Here is a 21,268-nt window from a genome sequence, read left to right as displayed (position 1 = left end):
TTGTTTAATCATTACTAAGAATATAAATTTTAGGTTAGTTATACATATTATGAGAATTAAAAAATTTAAAAAATAATAAAAAAATAGTTGCAAATAATATTTAGAAGTGATATATTATATAGAGTAATTAATAACAAAAGCAAGTAGAAGTCCGCTTCTCACCTTTCGACTTAGGTTGTCTGGTAAATATAAGTTCAAAACTTTAAATATATTATTTCAATATGTTTAGGTTTATATAAATTTGTTGACTTATATGGCGGGTGATTATATCATTCGCCTTTTATTTTATATAAAAAATTTGGAGGTGTCCTACCATTAGCAAGGAATTAGCAATCAACGAACAAATAAGAGAAAAAGAAATAAGAGTTCTTTCACATGATGGAGAACAATTAGGAATAATGTCAGCTAGAGAAGCTCAATTAATAGCTAACGAAAGAAACTTAGACTTAGTTATGATATCACCTAATGCACAACCACCGGTATGCAGAATAATGGATTATGGTAAGTATAAGTACGAACAAGCTAGAAAAGAAAAAGAGTCTAAGAAAAAGCAGAAAGTTGTAACTGTTAAAGAAGTAAGACTTAGACCAGGTATAGAATCAAATGATTTAAATACTAAGGCTAACAACGCTATAAAGTTCCTTAAAAAAGGAGATAAAGTTAAGGTTGAGCTAAGATTTAGAGGTAGAGAATTAGGACATAAAGATCTTGGAAAAGAAGTAATGCTTAAGTTTATAGATATAGTAAAAGAGTTTGGAGAACCAGCAAAGCCACCAAAATTTGAGGGCAATAACATGGTTGTAATCATAGATCCAAAAAAATAGATGATAAACTGAGAGGAGGAAATAAAAATGCCTAAAATGAAAACTCATAGAGGAGCTGCTAAAAGATTCAAAAAAACTGGAAGTGGAAAATTAAAGAGAGCTAAAGCTTTCAGAAGACATATATTAACTAAGAAAGCTGCTAAAACTAAGATGCAATTAAGAAAAGCAGGAATAGTTAGTGAAGGTGATGCTAGAAGAATAGCACAATTATTACCATACTAAAAATCGGATTAAATTAAAATAGAAATTTTAAAAGAGAAAAACAAAGGAGGTCACAGAGATGGCAAGAGTTAAAAAAGCAATGAACGCTCGTAAAAAGCATAAGAAAATATTAAAGCTTGCAAAAGGATTCAGAGGATCTAGAAGCAAGTTATACAGACCAGCTAATACATTCGTAATGAAGGCGTTAAAGAACGCATATATAGGAAGAAAGTTAAAGAAGAGAGACTTCAGAAAACTTTGGATACAAAGAATAAACGCTGGAACTAGAGCTCATGGATTATCATACTCAAGATTCATGAACGGATTAAAATTAGCAGGTGTTGAAGTTAACAGAAAGATGTTATCTGAAATGGCTATAAACGATCCTCAAGGATTTGCTAAATTAGTAGAAGTTGCTAAGTCAAAATTAGCTTAATTAAATAGTTAAGTTCATAAAAAGCCTTTGAATAAAATTCAAAGGCTTTTTTTATATCCATAAAATTATAGATTTTATACTCTATAAAAAATAAAAAATTATATAATCTGAATACGTTTTGTTAAAAATATGTAAAGGAAGCCTATAAATTGTGAATATTTTAAATAGGCTAATTTACATATCCTTTATTGTTTTTATATAGGTTTTGGAATATAATATAGTAATAATTGAAAAGAAGCATGTGTCTAATGAGAAAAAACTTATTAGCTATAAAGTGAGAAGGAGGCATAAATATAGATGAACACCATATTTAAGCGATTTTTTGCTCTTATAAATAAAATGCAGCCAACTCAAGTAATGGTATTAGGGTTTGCTAGTGTTATATTAATTGGAGCGCTTCTACTAAATCTGCCTATAGCAACACAAAGCGGAGAAAGCATCGGATTTATAGATGCCTTATTTACTTCAACATCAGCTGTATGTGTAACAGGTTTAATAATGGCAGATACAGCAACTTATTGGAATGGGTTTGGACACGTAGTAATAATACTACTTATTCAAATTGGTGGTTTAGGATTTATGACAATAACCACGCTATTTGCACTTATAACCAAAAAAAGAATAAATCTAAAAGAAAGACTATTAATTCAAGAGTCTTTGAATCAATTTGATTTATCAGGATTAGTTAAGTTAACAAGGTATGTATTATTAATGACATTTACCATAGAAGGTATAGGAGCATTAATTTTATCAACAGTATTTATACCTCAATTTGGAATATTAAAAGGAACTTGGTATAGTATATTCCATGCTATCTCAGCTTTTTGTAATGCAGGATTTGATTTAATGGGGCCAGTTTCAGGTAAATTTACATCATTAACATACTATGTAAATAACTTTACAGTAAGTGTTACAATTTCATTACTTATAATATTTGGGGGATTAGGATTCCCTGTAATTTTAGATATAATAAAAAATAGAAAATTATCTAAACTAAATTTACATTCTAAAATAGTATTAATTACAACAGTGGCATTAATATTAGTAGGTACGTCACTTATTTTAGTATTAGAATACAACAATCCTAAAACAATAGGAAAGTTAGGATTTGGTGGAAAAGTGCTTGCATCGTTCTTCCAATCGGTAACAACTAGAACAGCAGGATTCAACACAGTCAATTTAACAGCAATGCATGAGAATAGTTTATTTATAATGATAATACTAATGTTTATTGGTGCAGCTCCTGCATCTACAGGTGGTGGTGTAAAGGTTACGACTATAGCTACTTTAGTTCTAACTGTTAAATCATTTATACTTGGAAAAGAAGACATAGAAGTAGGGGAAAGAAGAATTGGAACATCAATAGTTAGAAAATCATTAGGAATATTTCTTATAGGTATAATCGTTGTTTTATCTGGAACTATAATTATAACTATAACTGACCCAAGCTTTAGCTTAATAGAAGCAGGTTTTGAAGTAGTATCAGCATTTGCTACAGTTGGATTAAGTCTAGGTGGAAGTCCTAATTTAAGTACATTAGGAAAGATATTTATAATGCTATTTATGTTTATGGGAAGAGTTGGATCTCTTACAATATTTATGGCGATAATGTCTAGAAAAACAAAGAAAAATCCTCCTATAAGATATCCTGAAGGGAAGATAATAGTTGGATAATATAACCTTTACTTATAGTAAAGAAAAATTTAAGTGTGGAGAGGACGAAGGAAATGAAGCAATATATAGTTATAGGTTGTGGAAGATTTGGAGCATCAGTTGCTACAACTATGCATCTTTTAGGTCATCAAGTAATGGCTATAGATAAAAGTGAAGAAATTATACAAAATATAGCAGATAAAGTAACTCATGCTGCTATAGTAGATGTAACAGATGAGCAATCATTAAGATCTTTAGGGCTAGGTAACTTTGATGTTGCAATAGTTGCCATCGGTTCGGATATAAGAGCATCTATAATGGCTACACTTATAGCAAAAGAAATGGGTGTACCTCATATAGTATGTAAGGCAAAAGATGAGCTACAAGCTAAAGTTCAATATAAAATAGGAGCAGATAGAGTAGTATTCCCAGAAAGAGATATGGGTGTTAGAGTTGCACATAACTTAGTTTCTGATAATATACTAGATCATATAGAATTAGATCCAGATTACTCAATAGTAGAGATAGTAACACCAAATAGTTGGGTAGGAAAGACTTTGGTTGAATTAAACTTAAGAGCTAGGTTTGAGATAACTGTATTAGCTATAAAAACAGGTAAGAGCATAAATGTTACTCCAGCTCCAGATGAAGAATTAAAAGCAGGTAGTATTTTAGTTGTAATAGGTCAAAATAGCCATATAAGTAATATAGCATCAGAAAATGAAGAATTTATTAGGAGAAAGTAATAATGCCTACAATAATAACAGCTAAAGACAATAATAAAGTAAAATATACGAAATCACTACTTAAAACTAAAAATAGAAATAAAGAATCTAAATTTATAATAGAGGGATATAGAATATTAACTCTTGCAATAGAATGTAAGGCTAGTCTAGATTATGTATTTATAAATGAAGATTTTGAAAATAAAGAAGAACATCTTAAATTTTTAGATACTCTAAAAACTAATAATATAAAAATTTATAAAACTACTAACAAAATATTCAATGAATTAATAGATACGGAAAACACTCAAGGAATTTTAGGAGTAGTAAACTTTAAACAAAGAAATATAGAAGATTATTTAAAAGATGAGCATAAATTTGTATTAATATTAGATAGAATACAGGATCCAGGTAATATGGGGACAATAATAAGAACAGCAGATGCTGCAGGCGTAGATGCAATAATTGCATTAAAAGGATGTGTAGATATATACAATCCAAAGGTTATAAGATCTACTATGGGTTCTATATTTGATATGAATATAATACATGCTACTCAAGAAGAAGCTCTAAGAATTTTAAAATTAAAGAATTTTGATATAGTATCAAGCTATTTAAATACAAATAATTACTACAACACAGTTGAATATAATTACAAGACAGCTTTAGTAATAGGGAATGAGGCCAATGGAATAAATGATGAACTAGTATCAAAATCTGATATGTTGGTCAAAATACCTATATATGGTAATGCAGAATCATTAAATGCAGCTATAAGCTCTGCAATATTAATGTACGAAATAAAGAAATACTTAGTGTAACACCTTGTAAACATTATACATAGTATGATATAATTAAACGCAAAAACAATATTATCAAATACTATGAAAGAGAAAAGTATTTTGAATTAACTTAGTACAGAGATAAGTACCGTAGGCTGTGAGTACTTTCTAAGTATTCAAAAGAAGTTCCCTCTGGAGTATTAAAGCTGAAATTACAGTAGGCTTTAACGTTAAAACGCGTTAAGTTTATTAGAGGTGGTTTAATAATTTATTAATTATTAAGCTACTAGGGTGGTACCGCGAATAATAGTCTTTCGTCCCTAGATAGGGATGAAGGACTTTTTTTATACAAAAAACTGCGAAAGGGTGAATTAATATAATGCAAGAAAAATTACTTAATTTACAAGAAGCTGCATTAAATGAAATTAAAGATACTTCTAGTATAGAAGCTGTTGAAAGTTTAAGAGTAAAGTACATGGGTAAAAAAGGTGAGATAACATCAATCCTAAAAGAAATGGGTAAATTATCAGCAGAAGAAAGACCTGTAATAGGTAAAGTTGCTAATGAAGTTAGAGCGGCTATAGAAGGTGCTATATCTTCAAAGAAAGAAGAGTTAAAGTTAGCAGAAAAACAAAGAAAATTAGCAGAAGAAGTTATAGATGTAACTATGCCATCAAGACCAGTTAAAGTTGGTAAAAAGCATCCAATATCTCAAATAATAGATGAAGTAAATGAAATATTTATAGGAATGGGATTCTCTATAGCAGAAGGTCCAGAAGTTGAAACTATAGAAAATAACTTTGATGCATTAAATGCACCAAAAGATCATCCATCTAGAGATATGAGTGATACTTTCTATATAAATGAAGAGTTATTACTTAGAACTCAAACCTCACCAGTTCAAGTTAGAACAATGAAGAGTCAAGAGTTACCAATAAAAATAATATCTCCAGGAAGATGTTTCAGATTTGATGCTCCAGATGCTACACATTCACCAATGTTCCATCAAGTTGAAGGGCTTGTAGTTGGTAAAGATGTAACAATGGCACAATTAAAAGGAACTTTAGATATGTTCGTTAAGAAGTTATTTGGTGAGCATACAAAAACTAAGTTTAGACCACACAACTTCCCATTCACAGAGCCAAGTGCAGAAGTAGACGTTACTTGCTTTAAATGTGAAGGAGCAGGATGTCCAATGTGTAAAGGTGAAGGTTGGATAGAAATACTAGGAGCAGGTATGGTTCATCCAAATGTACTTAGAAACTGTGGAATAGATCCAGAAATTTATAGTGGATTTGCGTTTGGTATGGGACTTGATAGAATAACAATGCTTAAGTATGAAATAGATGATATAAGACTATTATTTGAAAATGATATGAGATTTTTAAATCAATTTTAATTAGGAGGATTTAAGATGTTAGTACCTTTAAAATGGTTAAGAGATTACGTTGATATAGATTTAGATACACAAGAATTCGCTGATATGATGACTATGACAGGATCAAAAGTTGAGAAAGTAGAGTTCTTTGGAAAAGAAACAAATGGAGTTGAAGTATGTAAAATACTTGAAATAGAACAACATCCAGATGCAGATAGATTAAAAGTAACAAAAGTTGAAGTAGCTGATGGACAAATACTTCAAATAGTAACTAATGCAACTAACATAAAAGTAGGAGACTATGTACCAGTTGCTAGAATAGGTGCAGTATTACCTGGAGATTTCAAAATAAAGAAAGGTAAGTTAAGAGGAGTATTATCAGAAGGGATGTTCTGTGGTGCAGAGGAATTAACTATACCTTCTCAATACGTTGAAGAACATAAAAAAGATGGGATATATATATTAGACCATGAAGAATCTTTTGAATTAGGAAAAGATGTTAGAGAAGTTTTAGGAATAAACGATGCATTAATAGAATTTGAAATAACTTCTAATAGACCAGATTGTAGATCTATAATAGGGCTTGCAAGAGAGGCTGCTGTTACCGTAGGAAAAGAATTAAAATTCCCAGAAATAAAAGTAAATGGTTCTGATGAAGAAATGCAATTTGAAATAGATATTCAAACAGATTTATGTAAGAGATATTGTGGAAAAGTTGTAAAAGACGTTAAAGTTGGACCATCTCCATACTGGATGCAAAGAAGACTTATAGAAGCTGGAATGAGACCAATAAACAACATAGTAGATATAACTAACTATGTTATGTTAGAGCTAGGTCAACCACTTCACGCATTTGACTTAGAAGATATAAAATACAATAAAATGACAGTTAAATTAGCTGAGCAAGGTGAAAAGTTTACTACATTAGATGGTGTTGAAAGAGAATTAACATCAGATATGTTAGTTATAGGAAATGAAGAAAAAACTTTAGACTTAGCGGGAATAATGGGTGGAGAAAATTCTGAGGTTAAAGATACAACTACATCAATATTCCTTGAAGGTGCAAGCTTTGCAAAAGAAAGTATAAGAGCTACATCTAAAAAATTAGGACTTAGAACAGAAGCTTCATCAAGATTCGAAAAAGGTATAGATGTTAATTTAGCAGAGACTGCTGTAAATAGAGCTTGTCAATTAATAGAAGAATTAGGATGTGGTAGAGTTCTTAACGGAATGCTTGACTACTATCCAGTAAAAGAAGAAGTTCAAAAGATAACTGTTAACCCTGTGAGAATAAACAAATTATTAGGTGTTAACGTACCAATGGACCAATTTATAAGCATATTAGAAAGATTAGAGTTTAAATGTAACCTAATATCTTCTGAAAAATTAGAATTAGAAGTTCCAAGCTTTAGACTAGATATAGCTGAAGATGCAGATATATTAGAAGAAATAGCTAGAATATACGGATATGAAAATATACCAACAGCTACTTTAGAAGGAAATGCTACAGCAGGTGTAAAAACTGATAAACAAAAGTTCACAGATAAGATAGTATCTAGTTCAATAGCAGCAGGCTTAAATGAAATATTAACATATTCATTTGTAAGCCCAAGAGGTGTTGATAGAATAAATTTATCATCTGAAGACTCTAGAAGAAACTTTGTAAAACTAATGAATCCATTAGGTGAGGAAACTTCAGTTATGAGAACTACACTAATACCTAATATGTTAGAAGTATTATCTACAAATGTAGCTCATAAAGTTGAAGAAGTATCAGCATTTGAATGTGGAAATACATTTACACCACAAGAAGGATTACCAGTAGAAACGAAGAAATATTGTATAGGAATGTATGGAAAAGATGTAGATTTCTTCTCTATAAAAGGTGTTGTAGAAAGTGTACTAAATAATGTAGGGTTCAAAGGATATGAAATAGAACCAGAAAAAACTAACCCAACATTCCATCCAGGAAGATGTGCTAAAGTTATGTTTAATGGAGAATGCATAGGTACATTTGGAGAATTACATCCAGACGTAATAGAAAATTATAACTTAGGACAAAGAGTTTATGTTTGTGAAATGAATGTAGAATCTGTATTTGAAAATACATCAACAGAAAAAACTTATACTCCATTACCTAAGTATCCATCTACATCAAGAGATATAGCTTTATTAGTTAAGGATGAAGTATATGTTAAAGAAATAGAAGATATAATAAAAGCTAATGCAGGTGGATTAGTTGAAAGCTACAAATTATTTGACGTATATAAAGGTGCTCAAATAGAAGAAGGATACAAGTCTATAGCATACTCTATAACATATAGAAGTATAGAGAAAACTTTAACTGATGAAGATGTGGCAAAAGTACACGATAAAATATTAAATGAGTTAAGTGAAAAATTAGGTGCAACACTAAGATCTAACTAATACAAGGGGGATATTAGTATGAACAAAGTTACCGTTAAGATACATGGTGCAGAGTATCCTATGGTTGGAGAAAAATCTGAAAAACATATGATAAGTGTAGCAGCATTTGTAGATACAGAAATGAATAAAATAGGTGAGGCTAATAAAAGATTAAGCTCATCTCAAGTAGCTATATTAGCAGCTATAAATATAACAGATGAATTGTTTGATTGTGCAGATACACTAGAAAAAGTAGAAAAAGAAAATGAAGAATTAAAGAAAAAAGTTGGAAATAGTGGGGAAGAATATAAGCTTGAAATAAAAGAGCTTGAATACCACTTAGAAAACAAAGATAAAGAAAATAAGAACCATATATCTAAGATAGAAGAACTTAATAAGTTAATAGAGGAACAAAAGAAAGAAATAGAGCAACTAAAAAATGGTACTAATTTATCTAAACAAGAAGTTGAAGATTTAAAAAATGAAATAAAAGAGCTTAAATCATCTGTTGAAATGGCAGAAGAAAAAGCTAATGTTGCAGAACAACTTTCTTCTAAATTCCAAAATGATGCATATAAATTACAATTAGAAAAAATTGAAATAGAAAATGAATTAAAATATCTTAGAGCAATGAAATAAGTTTACTTATATTTAAAATTAAACCTTCAGGGGGACCTGAAGGTTTTAATTTTAAGACTTAGGGACATTATAAATATAGAAAAAATATTACGTATAGGAGGAGAAGTATGAAAGACATAGAATTATTAGCACCCGTTGGTTCCTTTGAAGCGTTAAAAGCAGCTGTTCAAAATGGTGCAAATGCAGTTTACTTAGGAGGAAAAGAATTTAGTGCTAGAGCATCAGCAAATAATTTTGATAGAGAAGAATTAAGAGAAGCAGTAAAATATGCTCACATAAGAGGAGTACAAGTTTTTGTAACGGCTAATACATTAATAAAACAAAATGAAATAGAAGATTTTTTAAAGTATGCTAAATATCTATACGACATAGATGTAGATGCAGTTATACTTCAAGACATAGGTATAGCTAGAATTATTAAAAATGAGTTACCTGATTTTGAAATACATGCAAGTACACAAATGGTAGCACATTCTTTAGAAGATGTTAGATATCTAGAAAATGCTGGATTTGATAGAGTAGTACTAGCAAGAGAAGTTAAAGTAGATGAAATAAAATATATATGTGATAACTGTAAAGCAGATATAGAAGTATTTGTTCATGGAGCACTGTGTGTATGCTATTCTGGACAATGTTTAATGAGTTCTATGATAGGTAACAGATCAGGAAATAGAGGAAGATGTGCTCAACCATGTAGACAAAGATATGAACTTTTAGATGTTTATACTGGAGAAGTAGTAAATAGCAATGGAGACTATTTATTAAGTCCAAGAGATTTAAGCACAATAGAAGAAATAGATAAAATAATAGATGCAGGAGTTCATTCTCTTAAGATAGAAGGTCGTATGAAAAGACCTGAGTATGTAGCCACTGTTATAGAGAGTTATAGAAAAACTATAGATGAATACTTACAAACTAAAAAAGTGAATGTTTCAGATGAAACAATAAGTGATTTATACACTATATTTAATAGAAAATTTACAAAAGGACTTATTTTAGGAGAAGTTGGCGCAGATGTAATGAATTCACAACTTCCAAACAATCAAGGATTATATGTAGGTAAGGTATTAGATTACAATAAAAAAGCTAAAAGATTAAAGATAAGACTTGAAAATACACTTAAAAAAGGCGATGGAATAAATCTTGGTGGTGGAACTATAGGAAGAATTATCAAAAATGGTGAGATAGATACTATAGGATATAAAGGAGAGATAATAGAACTCGATTTTATAGGTGAAGCTAAAAGAAACCAAATAGTATTTAAAACATCAGATAGCGAACTTATGGATAGAGTACAAGCTACATTTACTCAAGATAAAGAATTTGTTAAAAACATGATAGATTCATATATAAGTGTTAAGCTAGATAAAAAACCAATACTTACATTAGCTGATAAAAAAGGAAATACTGCCACAATAGAAGGAGATAAAGTAGTTGAAAAGGCTATGAAAGTAGCTTTAAGTGAGGAAAAAATAGAAACTCAGCTTAGGAAATTAGGTAATACTCCTTATGAAATGGATAGTGTAAATATAGAATTAGATGATAACGTAAGTTTACCAATAAGTATACTAAATCAGATGAGAAGAGATTGTATAGAACTTTTAGACAAAGAAAGGGTTAAGATAAAAAATAGAGATTTTAAAAATAGAAGATTATCATATAATCCAATTAAATTTAATCGAGATACGGTAAGTAATTTATCTGTTAAAGTTAAAAATTTAGAACAATTACAAAGTGCACTTGAGTGCGGTATAGATAAAATATATTATGAAGATACTAAAACATTAGAAGAAGCTATAAAAGCTGGACTAAAATATAATATAAAAGTTATATATTCAGCTCCTAGAATAATAAGAGGCAAGGAATACAAGCAATTAGAAAAAGCTAAAAATATAGGAGTAAATTCTATACAAGTAGGTATATGGGGAGCTATAGATTATTTTAAAGGTAAAGAGCTAAATATAGATTACTACTTAAATGCATTCAATAGTGAAACTATAAATTACTTTAAAGAAATAGGTGCAACTAATCTTTGTATATCTCAGGAATTAAACATAAATGAAATAAGAGAAACAATAAAATATACAGATATTAATATAGAATCTGTGGTTTATGGATATACTCCACTTATGATAACAGAATACTGTCCAATGGGAGTAGTAGTTCGAGATTGCAAAAAAGATAAAAGAGTTGCTAAATGTAGCCAAAGCACATATGCACTAAGAAACTCTAAAGGGGAAGAGTTTAGATTATCACAAGATCTATTCTGTAGAACAACTATATATAATACAAATGTTACTTGTATGTTAGATAACTTATACGAACTAAATGAAATAGGTATAAATACATTTAGATTAGATTTTACATTAGAAGATAGTCAAACTGTTAAGAAGGTAATAGAGGCATATCAAGAAGTATTAAGTAACAACTACAAATTAGGAAGTAAAGCTACAAAACTTTATAATGAATTAGATGCTAAAGGTGTAAGTGCAGGTCATTATTACAAGGGAGTAGAATAAATTAAATTTGTATAGTAAGTATATGTATTATCAACAATATCAAATATATTTACTTAAAAAATTATAATAGATTTAATATTTATATAGGAGGTATTGGGAAATGAGAGAACAAGCAGTAGGATTAGTAAATAAATATTTAAAATCTGAACATCTAATAAAGCACTCATATGCAGTAGAAGCTGTAATGAAAGCTTTAGGAAATAAACTAGAACCAGAAAAATCTGATGACTGGGCATTAGCAGGATTACTACATGATTTAGATTCAGATATGTTAGATTATAAAAATAATCCAGAAGAATCTAAATTGCATGGGATCAAAACTATCGAATTACTTAAAAATGAAGGTTTTGGAAATGATTACATATATCAAGCAATAAAAGCTCATAATGAAGATAATGGAACAAAAAGAATAAGCACAATTGATAAAGCTATATATGCAGCAGATCCAATAACTGGATTTATAACAGCCATAGCTTTAGTTTATCCAGATAAGAAATTATCTAGTGTAAAAGTAAAGTCTATAACTAAGCGTATGAAAGAACTTAAATTTGCAGCAGGAGCAAACAGGGATGCAATGAGAAGCATAGAAGAATTAGGCATTCCATTTGCTGAATTTGCACAACTATCACTAGAGGCAATGCAAGAAATAAGTGATGAGCTAGGACTATAGAGATATAATATACATAAATTGACTATAATTAATAAATATGATAATATTATCAACAGTATAAAAGTTGAATAATGCTCTGGGTATTAGTATCCAGAGCATTTTTAAATATATATAATATAAAGTTTAGTATAAATTAAATTTAGTAAATTCGTATAACTTAGCCAATATAAAATATTTTTATTATGTATGGCTAATATAGATTTGCATAAAATTTATTAATTTAACTTTTGTATATATAAAATAAACTTGAAAGAGAGACGGATATTATGAGCAGAAAAAAAGTTTTTAATGGTAAAAGATTAAAAATAGCTAGAATGTATAGAGGAAAAACTATAGATATGCTAGCTAAAGAAATAAATATAAATAAAAAAGATATAATTGCTTTTGAAGAGGAAAAGTACAAGCCAACTCCAGAAAATGAAATGAAATTAGCAAATGCTTTAAGGTTTCCAAAAGAATACTTCTTCCAAATGGATAACATTAAAGTTGTAGTTGATAGTACTCATATAAAGCCAGAATCGAGAATACCTAGAGTAGAAGAAATTTCATACAAAGAAAAGTTAGTAATGGCACATAAAATATTATCTTTTATAGAAGGATATATACAATTCCCAGAAATGAACATACCAACTAACTTAAATAGAAACGATGATATAGAGACATTAGCAACAAAAGTAAGAAGACATTTTGAATTAGGTGATGGACCTATAGGAAATGTGTTAAGCGTGTTAGAGTATAATGGGATAATAGTAACAGACACTAATGTAAATACAAAAGGAGCACTAGCGTTTACGCAAAAACAAACAACTGATAAAAATACTAGATATATAGTATCTTTAGGAAATGATAAAAAATCAGCGACTACAAGAAACTATGACTTAGCTTATGAATTAGCATACATGGTTAGTGTTGAAGCGGGGATACAAGCTAAAAAATTCTCAAAAGATGAATTTGCGTGTGCATTTTTATTGCCAGAAGAAACATTCTTACCAGATTTAAAAGATGTTAATGAGATAGAGGATTTTGTAGAATTAAAAGCAAAATGGATAGTTCCAATATGGGCTATGATATTAAGAGGATACCAGCTAGGCGTTATTAATTATAAGAAATATATGTACTTAATGAACCAAATGGATAAGCAAGGTTGGAGCAAGAAGGAACCATTAGATGCTAATATAAAAGCAACAAGTCCAGTTTTACTTAGAAAATCTGTGGATATGATACTTGAAAGTGGTATTATGAGTGGTGCTACTTTAGTGGATAACTTAGCAAGTTGTGGATTAAGTCTTTATCCTGATGAAATAGAGTCATTATTAGGATTAAAAGAAGGAAAATTAGCACCTAAAGTTAAGAGGGATAATGTAACAAAGGTTAATTTTAAAAATAAAAAATAATACAAAAAGAGTAACAAAGGCTAAGTTATAATAAGCATTTGTTACTCTTTTAAATTGTAATAATTTATTAAATAATATCTAATAGCATATTAGTTACATAACTAAATGAAATTTAAAGGCGTCTTACAGGAATTGTAATTTTAGTTATATAATCTTTTGAAGTATAAGAAGTTAAACTATCTAATATACAATACTCAAAGGATGGACCTATTATTTCGTAATTATTTTTAACTATAGTATCTATTAAATTATCATATGTTTTTACAATCTCACAATATTCACCTTTGTGCAAGGTTACAGCATAAATACTTTTAGTTTTTTCAATAACATCTTTACTTTTAAAGTGTTTATAAAGAGGCAAAAAAACGTAAGAAGCCGATGTGTATTGTTTTGAAAATAAATTTTCACGTGAAATAATAGTACCTAACTGATAGTTGTAGGGATAATTTTTTTCATTGGCAGTTTTAAGCAATTTCTTAAGAGCTATGTCTGTTTGTAAAAGTTGAAAAGGAAAATCAACTTTTTCAATAACAAGATATTCTAAATCCATTTCACTAAATAAGATTTCATTTTCTTGGAGGTCTAAATTTTCTATTATATCTATTTTATTTTCTAACCTTTTTATAGTTTTTTGTATACTTTTCAATTGTTGATTTAATTTAAGTTTCTGATTTTTTAAAAGGGCTAAAGCTTTATTATCATCTCTTTTGATTAAAAAATTCTTTATATCTTTTATAGAGATTCCAATTTCTCTTAAAAGCAATATACTATCTAATACTTCTAATTGGTCAGAAGTATAGTATCTATATCCATTATTTTTATCTACAATATTAGGCTTGAATAAATCAATATTATCATAATAAATCAATGTTTGTTTACTTATACCATGTAGTTTAGCGAGCTCTCCAACTGTAAACTTCATATTCATAATATCACCCCAAATATTTATATTTTTATTGGAATTTTTTTATTGATAATATAGTTACTATATCCTTCACAATTATTAATGTCAAGAAATATAAATAGTAAAAAAGAAAGGAAATTAAATGGAAGCTGTATTTTCAAAAAAGCAAAGTTATAAAGAATTTTTAAGGTATTTATTGCCTTCAATTACAACAATGATATTTTTATCATTTTATACAACTATAGATGGATTTTTTGTATCTAGATTTGTAAATTCAGATGCATTAGCATCAATAAATATTGTTATACCAATAACATGTATTGTATTTGGTATATCAGTAATGTTAGCAACGGGTTCAGGAGCCTTAGTTGGTATAAAAATGGGGGAAAAAGATGAAGAAGGAGCAAATCAACTATTTTCTTTTATAACATTAGTATTATTAGTTATAGGAATAGTATTTACTATATTAAGTACAATATTTCTAGAACCAATTTTAATGTTTTTAGGGACAACAGAAAGATTACTACCTTATGCAAAAACTTATGGATTAGTAACTGTATTAATGACTATTCCTATGATGTTTAAGCTATATTTTGAATATTATGCTCGGGTAGATGGTAGCCCAAAAGTAGCACTTATTATGTCTAGTTTAGGTTTAATTCTTAATATAGTTTTTGATTTTTTATTTATAGTTATATTTAATATGGGAATCTTAGGAGCTGGGCTAGGAACATACATATCAATAACTATATCAGGAATAATAGGATTAATATACTTTGTTGGAAGTAAATCTAATTTAACGTTTATAAAACCTAAGGCTAACTTTATAGCCTTATTTAATTCTTGTTATAATGGAAGCTCTGAGATGTTTACAGAATTATCAACAGGTATAACTACATTTTTATTTAATAAAAGTATATTAGTATTTAGTGGAGAAAATGGTATAGCAGCAATGTCTATTATAATCTACATGTATTACTTCTTTATAGCGGTGTACTTTGGAATCGCAGTTGGAATATCTCCAATGATTAGTTATAATTTTGGAGCTAAAAATAAAGAAAAAGTAAAAGAAAGTTTAAAACATAGCTTTGTAACTATCGGATGGAGTTCGATTGTTATATTTATAATATCAATGTTTTTAGGAAAAGACATAATAGGATTATTTACAAAAGATATAGAAGTATACAATATAGCAACTGAGGGTATAAAGCTATTTTCATATGGATTTTTATTAATTGGAATTAATATATTTGTGTCGGGTTATTTTACTGCTATAGGAAATGGTCATATATCTGCAATAATATCTGGATTTAGGTCGCTTATATTTGTTGTAGCAACAATAGTTATATTACCTAAAATTATAGGTGTAAATGGTATATGGTTAGCTATACCGATAGCAGAATTTTTAACTATATTTTTCTCTATTACATTTTACAAGAAAAAAGGAATTGATATTTTTTAGTTATAAAGTGTAAATTATATTGATTTAAACAATTTAATAAATTATAAAAAAGATAGTAATCAATTACTATCTTTTTTGTTAAATAAAATATCTTAAAATAATAGTAGAAAATTAGAATATTTATTTAACAAATATTTAACACAAAAAACATATACAAAGTATAGAATTTTATGTTATTTTAAACTTAAGGATAAGAAATCGAACCTAACATAAAAGAATAAATTTAACATAAAATAATTATATAACAACAGTAAGATAAAAAATAAAGTTTTTAAATATAATTCCAGTATTATTTAAAATCCTGCCTATAAAAATTCTAAAACCTTAAATTTAAATTCACTAAACTTAATTAATTATAATAAAGGAGGTAATAATTATTTGATAAACTTAATGATTATGTGTTCATTAGTTCTATTAATATGTATAACATCAAGTAAAATTTTATATAAATTTGGAGTCCCAATTCTTCTAATTTTTATAGGATTAGGAATGTTGACTGGATCTGATGGTATTGTTGGAATATATTTTGATAACTATGAATTAACAAGACAGATATGTTCTATAGGATTAGTTTTTATAATGTTCTATGGAGGATTTGGTACTAGTTGGGATATGGCAAAACCAGTTGCTGTTCCATCAATACTTCTATCAACAGTAGGTGTTGTTATAACTGCTGGTTTAACAGGAATATTTTGCTTTAAGGTATTTGATACTTCTTTATTAGAAGGATTACTTATAGGATCGATAGTTGCATCTACAGATGCGGCATCAGTTTTCGCAATATTACGTTCTCAAAAGTTAAACTTAAAGGGATCTATTGCTTCAATATTAGAGATTGAAAGTGGAAGCAATGACCCTTTAGCATATATGTTGACTATAATTATTTTAGGATTAATGGCAGATAAAGGATATGATACCATAATACCAATGCTTTTAAATCAAGTTGTAGTTGGAATTTTATCGGCTGTTTTATTAGGTAAGCTTACAATTTATTTATTAAGAAATACCAAGTTTGAAATAGATGGATTTTATCCTATATTTGTTATGGGAATAGCAGTACTATCTTATGCTTTAAGTGAGCATTTTGGTGGAAATGGATATTTATCTGTATATATGACTGGTATTATGATAGGTAACAGTAAGATACCACATAAAAAAAGTATGTTCCAATTTTTTGATGGAATTTCATGGATTATGCAAATAATGTTATTTTTCATATTAGGACTGCTATCATTCCCATCGCAAATACCTTCTGTAATGATAAAAGGTATTTCCATATCTATATTTATGATTTGTATAGCAAGACCAATAGCAATTTTTAGCATACTAAGTTGGTTTAAAATTCCTTTAAAGCAACAAGCTTTTGTATCTTGGGTAGGTCTTAGAGGTGCTGCTTCAATAGTTTTTGCAATATATGCAGTAACTTATGGAGTTCCTGTTGAAAGTGATATTTTCCATATAGTATTTTTTGTTGCTTTGTTCTCTGTTGCGATACAAGGTACACTTTTACCTACAGTAGCTAAAAAGCTCGACTTAATTGATGATAAGTCTCCAGTATTAAAGACATTCAATGATTACAGGGAAGAGATAGGTACAAATTTATTAGAAATAACGGTTCAAAATAATAGTGGCATTGCAAATAAAGCTATAATGGATTCAAATATACCAGAGGATATACTTATCGTAATGATAAAGCGTAACAAGGAAGTATTGATTCCAAATGGATCTACTCAAATTCTTCCTCAAGATGTGTTAGTTATAGCTGGAAATGATTTTGAGGTATTGAATGACTTATTATGTAAAAGCAATTAATATTTATGTATATAAGTAAATTTATGCTACAGGATATATTTAAATATCGTTCGAAAAATAGTTTTTTGTTAATATAGGGAAAGAATTTTAGGATTATATTTAAATTCTTTATTAAATAATAAATAATTTGATAGGGGTATATGCCCCTATTTTTTTGCTCGTAATAAATTTTTATTAATAGAAAAAGAGATTTAAAATGTAATATAAGTATAATCTATTGTATCCTATGTATATTTATTTGATTATCAAATGTATTAGGAATTATAATAAAATTAAATAAACTACCAAACGAAAAATATTGCAATACTAATAAAATAAGGGGGATGTGTTATGAAAAAAATAAAAATGCTATTATTAGTATTTTTAACAGGAGTTGTACTAGGGGGATGTACTACTTCAAAGTTAAGTGATGTTTATGATGAAGAAGTTTTAAAAAAAGATGTTCAAGGAATAGTTAATATGCTTTGCGATGAAGAATATGATAAAGTTGTAGATAAAATGAGCGATAATTTGAAAGCTAAAATAAGTGCAGAGCAATTAAAAGAATCATTACAACCTATGATAGATAAACTAGGTAAATTTAAATCTATTAACAAAGAAGAATTAATAGGTAATGAAGATTTAGTTACTGTAGTAGAAGTTGTGGAATTTGATAATGGGAAAGCACAGTTTACAATCACTTATAATGAAGATATGAAGCTAGAGGGGTTATATATGAAGTAATGTATATAAAAGATATATAAGTTGGCTTTAACATGTTAACTTATATATCTTTACTTATATAAGGGGGTATATTATGTTTTCTAATAAATATGAAAAGATAGTCTTTGGGATAATGATAGTTGTAATTATAGGTTTAATTATATTTTTTAATATAGACTATAGTCCTCATAAAATGCATTTTGAAGAAGATAAAATAAGGATAAAAATAGATAACATATATATAAAGGATATTAAAGCAGTAGAGCTATTAGATGACATTCCTATAGGAAATAAAATAAAAGGCACTAGCACAGAAACATATTTAAGGGGAACTTTCCAAATAGACGGAGATGAAAAGGGGAAGCTATATGTATATCGTAATAGCAAACCATATATAAAAATCACAACAAGTAATAAAACCTTAATATACAATGATAAAGATAGTAATAAAACAATAGAAACATATAATCAATTAATAAAAAAGTATAATTTAAAAAGTAGCACAAATTCGGTTAAATGCAACAATTTTAAGTCTAGCCAAACAAGCTATACTCAAAAAGATGATATAGTAATAGCTATATCAATAATGCCTGCAGTTTTAATTTTTGTAGGAATAGGAATATATTCATTTAAAAGAAAAACTCCTATGCACTTTTGGGCAGGGACTACAGTTAAATCAGAAGAAATAAGTAATATAAAAGCATATAATAGGGCAAATGGAATTATGTGGATTTCATATGGATTATCATTTTTATTGATACCATTACTTGGCTCTATGGTAGGAAGTATAGCTATTGCTATACTATCTCCATTTATGATAGTAGGAATGGTACTTTGTTATAGATGTATTTATAATAAATATAAGGTTAAATAGATTAAAAACGAAAGATGAGGAATTGAAACAAAAGGGGAAATTTATGGGATATATAAAATCATATACTAATTTGAGTAATATAGAAAAGAATGAAGTTTATAAATTCATAAAAGTTTTAGATTAAATATAAAATAAGTAGGGAAAATTCCCTACTTATTTTATATTTAACAAGAAGCTAACCTTAGTTATGTTCATTCATTGATTTTAATATAGCAACTAAGTATTCCCAAGTACGAGTAGTTGAAGATATACTTAAATGCTCATTTGGTGTATGAACTTCAAACATGTTAGGTCCAAAAGATATAGCTTGTGCATGAGGCATTTTGTCTAATAATAATCCACATTCAAGACCAGCATGTAAAGCTTTTATAATAGGCTTTTTACCATTTAATTTTTCATAAGTATGGACACATATATCTTCTAATTTAGAACCTTTAGCATATTCCCATGCTGGGTAATCACTTTCTAAAGTAAATTCTCCACCTAAAGTTTGAGATAATAAGTTCATTTTATTAGTTATATTTTCTTTTAAAGAAGTAACTGAACTTCTAACAGCACATTCAAAAGTTACTTCATTTTCAAGAGTTCTAACAACACCTAAGTTAGTAGAACTTTCAACAAGTCCTTCTATATCCATACTCATAGTTTGGATTCCATTAGGTATTAAGTTTAAAGTTCTTATTACATTATTTTTACAATCATTAGTAAGAACCTTTTCAACAGTAGTTTCTTTACATTCTACAACTATGTCAGGATCAGAAGAAGCAAATTCATGTATGAAAGTGTTTTCCATTTCTTTTATACATGCCATAGCTTTTTCTACATCATTCTTATCAACTACTATAACAGCTTCGCACTCACGAGGTATAGCATTGTTTTTAGAACCACCTTCAACTTTTGCTAAGTCAAAGTCAACACATAATGAGTTTAAAAGTCTTCCCATTAATATATTAGAGTTAGCTCTTTGTTTTATTATATCCATTCCTGAGTGTCCACCAAGAAGTCCTTTTATATCAACTAGTAGAGCTTGTTTGTTAGCATCTACATTGGTAAACTCAGCATTTAATTTAGAGTGAGCAGTAACCCCACCAGCACAACTTACAAGTAAGAAACCTTCTTCTTCTGAATCAAGGTTTATTATGTATTGTCCTTTAAGATTAGAACCGTCAAGAGCCATAGCTCCACTCATTCCAGCCTCTTCATCTGAAGTTATTAAAACTTCTATTTGAGGATGTGCTAAATCATTAGATGCAAGTACAGCCATACCCATAGCAACAGCTATACCGTTATCAGCACCAAGAGTAGTTCCTGTAGCATATATCATGTCATCTTCTATTCTTAATTTTATTGGGTCTTTAGTAAAGTCATGTTCTGTGTTTTTATTTTTTTCACAAACCATATCCATATGACCTTGAAGTATAACACCTGGACAGTTTTCATATCCTTTTGTAGCAGGTTTTCTTATTATGATATTTAACGCATCATCTTGGATAGTTTCTAAGCCTAAGTCTTCACCAAATTTTTTTAGATAATCACTTATAGCTTTTTCATTTCCAGAACCACGAGGTATCTGAGATATCTCTTCAAAATAATTAAAAACAAGCTCTGGATTTAAACCTTTTAATACGTTTTCCATAAGTATTCACTCCTTTTAGATGAAATTAAATATTTAAGTATATGCTAAGTAAAAAGCATGAAACTTAAATAATATAATTATATTATAACACTAAATCTAATATATTCCAAAATAAATAGTTAGTTTTGAAACTAATAAGTTTATATATATAGTAAAATACAGTTTTTATCCTATTATAAACAACTATATTTATGTATAATATTAGTTAGCTATACAAATAGTATAATACAAATATACATAAAATAAACGTA

18 protein-coding genes and 1 other annotated feature are annotated in these 21,268 nt (G+C 28.3%); of the genes, 16 read left to right on the top strand and 2 right to left on the bottom strand.

Going from position 1 to position 21,268, the window contains the following annotated elements; all coding sequences use genetic code 11:
- Positions 1-296: 296 nt before the first annotated feature.
- The 12 genes from infC (at position 297) to I1959_RS11230 (ending at position 13,627) form a co-directional block, all read left to right on the top strand.
- Positions 297-824: a translation initiation factor IF-3 gene (gene infC, locus I1959_RS11285; protein WP_442971103.1), complete on the top strand. Its 528-nt coding sequence runs from the start codon at positions 297-299 to the stop codon at positions 822-824.
- Positions 825-851: 27 nt separating this feature from the next.
- On the top strand, positions 852-1,046 hold the full coding sequence (gene rpmI / locus I1959_RS11280; protein WP_092923487.1) for a 50S ribosomal protein L35: 195 nt from the start codon (positions 852-854) through the stop codon (positions 1,044-1,046).
- A 58-nt stretch (positions 1,047-1,104) separates the two neighbouring features.
- Entirely contained in the window at positions 1,105-1,461 is a 357-nt protein-coding gene (rplT, locus tag I1959_RS11275; protein ID WP_092923489.1) for a 50S ribosomal protein L20, read from the top strand.
- A 297-nt stretch (positions 1,462-1,758) separates the two neighbouring features.
- Positions 1,759-3,135, top strand: a complete 1,377-nt coding sequence (locus I1959_RS11270; RefSeq protein WP_242871291.1) for a TrkH family potassium uptake protein — start codon at positions 1,759-1,761, stop codon at positions 3,133-3,135.
- 53 nt (positions 3,136-3,188) lie between these two features.
- Entirely contained in the window at positions 3,189-3,860 is a 672-nt protein-coding gene (locus I1959_RS11265; RefSeq protein ID WP_092923492.1) for a potassium channel family protein, read from the top strand.
- A 2-nt stretch (positions 3,861-3,862) separates the two neighbouring features.
- Positions 3,863-4,660, top strand: coding sequence for a TrmH family RNA methyltransferase (locus I1959_RS11260; RefSeq protein WP_092923495.1), 798 nt, complete (start codon positions 3,863-3,865; stop codon positions 4,658-4,660).
- Between the two features lie 54 nt (positions 4,661-4,714).
- Positions 4,715-4,946, top strand: a binding site (T-box leader).
- Positions 4,947-5,000: 54 nt separating this feature from the next.
- The gene (gene pheS / locus I1959_RS11255) at positions 5,001-6,020 is read left to right on the top strand and encodes a phenylalanine--tRNA ligase subunit alpha (RefSeq protein WP_092923498.1); all 1,020 of its coding nucleotides are present in this window, start codon (positions 5,001-5,003) and stop codon (positions 6,018-6,020) included.
- Positions 6,021-6,035: 15 nt separating this feature from the next.
- Entirely contained in the window at positions 6,036-8,426 is a 2,391-nt protein-coding gene (gene pheT, locus I1959_RS11250; protein WP_195238324.1) for a phenylalanine--tRNA ligase subunit beta, read from the top strand.
- A gap of 18 nt (positions 8,427-8,444) precedes the next feature.
- Positions 8,445-9,044, top strand: coding sequence for a cell division protein ZapA (gene zapA / locus I1959_RS11245; RefSeq protein WP_092923503.1), 600 nt, complete (start codon positions 8,445-8,447; stop codon positions 9,042-9,044).
- Positions 9,045-9,151: 107 nt separating this feature from the next.
- Positions 9,152-11,563 carry a DUF3656 domain-containing U32 family peptidase gene (locus tag I1959_RS11240; RefSeq protein ID WP_195238323.1) on the top strand — a complete coding sequence of 804 codons (2,412 nt, stop codon included), beginning with the start codon at positions 9,152-9,154 and terminating at the stop codon, positions 11,561-11,563.
- Positions 11,564-11,663: 100 nt separating this feature from the next.
- Positions 11,664-12,233: an HD domain-containing protein gene (locus tag I1959_RS11235; protein ID WP_195238321.1), complete on the top strand. Its 570-nt coding sequence runs from the start codon at positions 11,664-11,666 to the stop codon at positions 12,231-12,233.
- A 266-nt stretch (positions 12,234-12,499) separates the two neighbouring features.
- Positions 12,500-13,627 (top strand): XRE family transcriptional regulator, encoded by a 1,128-nt coding sequence (locus I1959_RS11230; RefSeq protein ID WP_195238320.1) that lies wholly within the window; start codon positions 12,500-12,502, stop codon positions 13,625-13,627.
- 112 nt (positions 13,628-13,739) lie between these two features.
- On the opposite strand, the gene I1959_RS11225 is transcribed toward I1959_RS11230, so the two are convergent.
- The gene (locus tag I1959_RS11225; protein WP_195238319.1) at positions 13,740-14,555 is read right to left on the bottom strand and encodes a MerR family transcriptional regulator; all 816 of its coding nucleotides are present in this window, start codon (positions 14,553-14,555) and stop codon (positions 13,740-13,742) included.
- Positions 14,556-14,673: 118 nt separating this feature from the next.
- Between I1959_RS11225 and I1959_RS11220 the strand changes: the two genes are divergently transcribed.
- The 4 genes from I1959_RS11220 (at position 14,674) to I1959_RS15360 (ending at position 19,381) form a co-directional block, all read left to right on the top strand.
- Positions 14,674-15,993, top strand: a complete 1,320-nt coding sequence (locus I1959_RS11220; RefSeq protein WP_195238318.1) for an MATE family efflux transporter — start codon at positions 14,674-14,676, stop codon at positions 15,991-15,993.
- A 378-nt stretch (positions 15,994-16,371) separates the two neighbouring features.
- Positions 16,372-17,805, top strand: a complete 1,434-nt coding sequence (locus tag I1959_RS11215; RefSeq protein WP_092923521.1) for a potassium/proton antiporter — start codon at positions 16,372-16,374, stop codon at positions 17,803-17,805.
- A gap of 330 nt (positions 17,806-18,135) precedes the next feature.
- Entirely contained in the window at positions 18,136-18,528 is a 393-nt protein-coding gene (locus I1959_RS11210; RefSeq protein ID WP_195238317.1) for a DUF3887 domain-containing protein, read from the top strand.
- Between the two features lie 73 nt (positions 18,529-18,601).
- Complete coding sequence (locus tag I1959_RS15360) at positions 18,602-19,381, top strand: hypothetical protein (RefSeq protein ID WP_207733580.1); 780 nt, start codon at positions 18,602-18,604, stop codon at positions 19,379-19,381.
- A gap of 181 nt (positions 19,382-19,562) precedes the next feature.
- On the opposite strand, the gene I1959_RS11200 is transcribed toward I1959_RS15360, so the two are convergent.
- The gene (locus I1959_RS11200; RefSeq protein ID WP_166506016.1) at positions 19,563-21,017 is read right to left on the bottom strand and encodes an aminoacyl-histidine dipeptidase; all 1,455 of its coding nucleotides are present in this window, start codon (positions 21,015-21,017) and stop codon (positions 19,563-19,565) included.
- Positions 21,018-21,268: the final 251 nt, after the last annotated feature.

The organism is Romboutsia sp. 1001285H_161024_C4 (genome assembly GCF_015550185.1).
GTDB lineage: Bacteria > Bacillota > Clostridia > Peptostreptococcales > Peptostreptococcaceae > Romboutsia_C > Romboutsia_C hominis.
The sequence above is the reverse complement of the archived record's forward strand: the minus strand, read 5'-3'. Positions and strand labels throughout refer to the sequence as shown.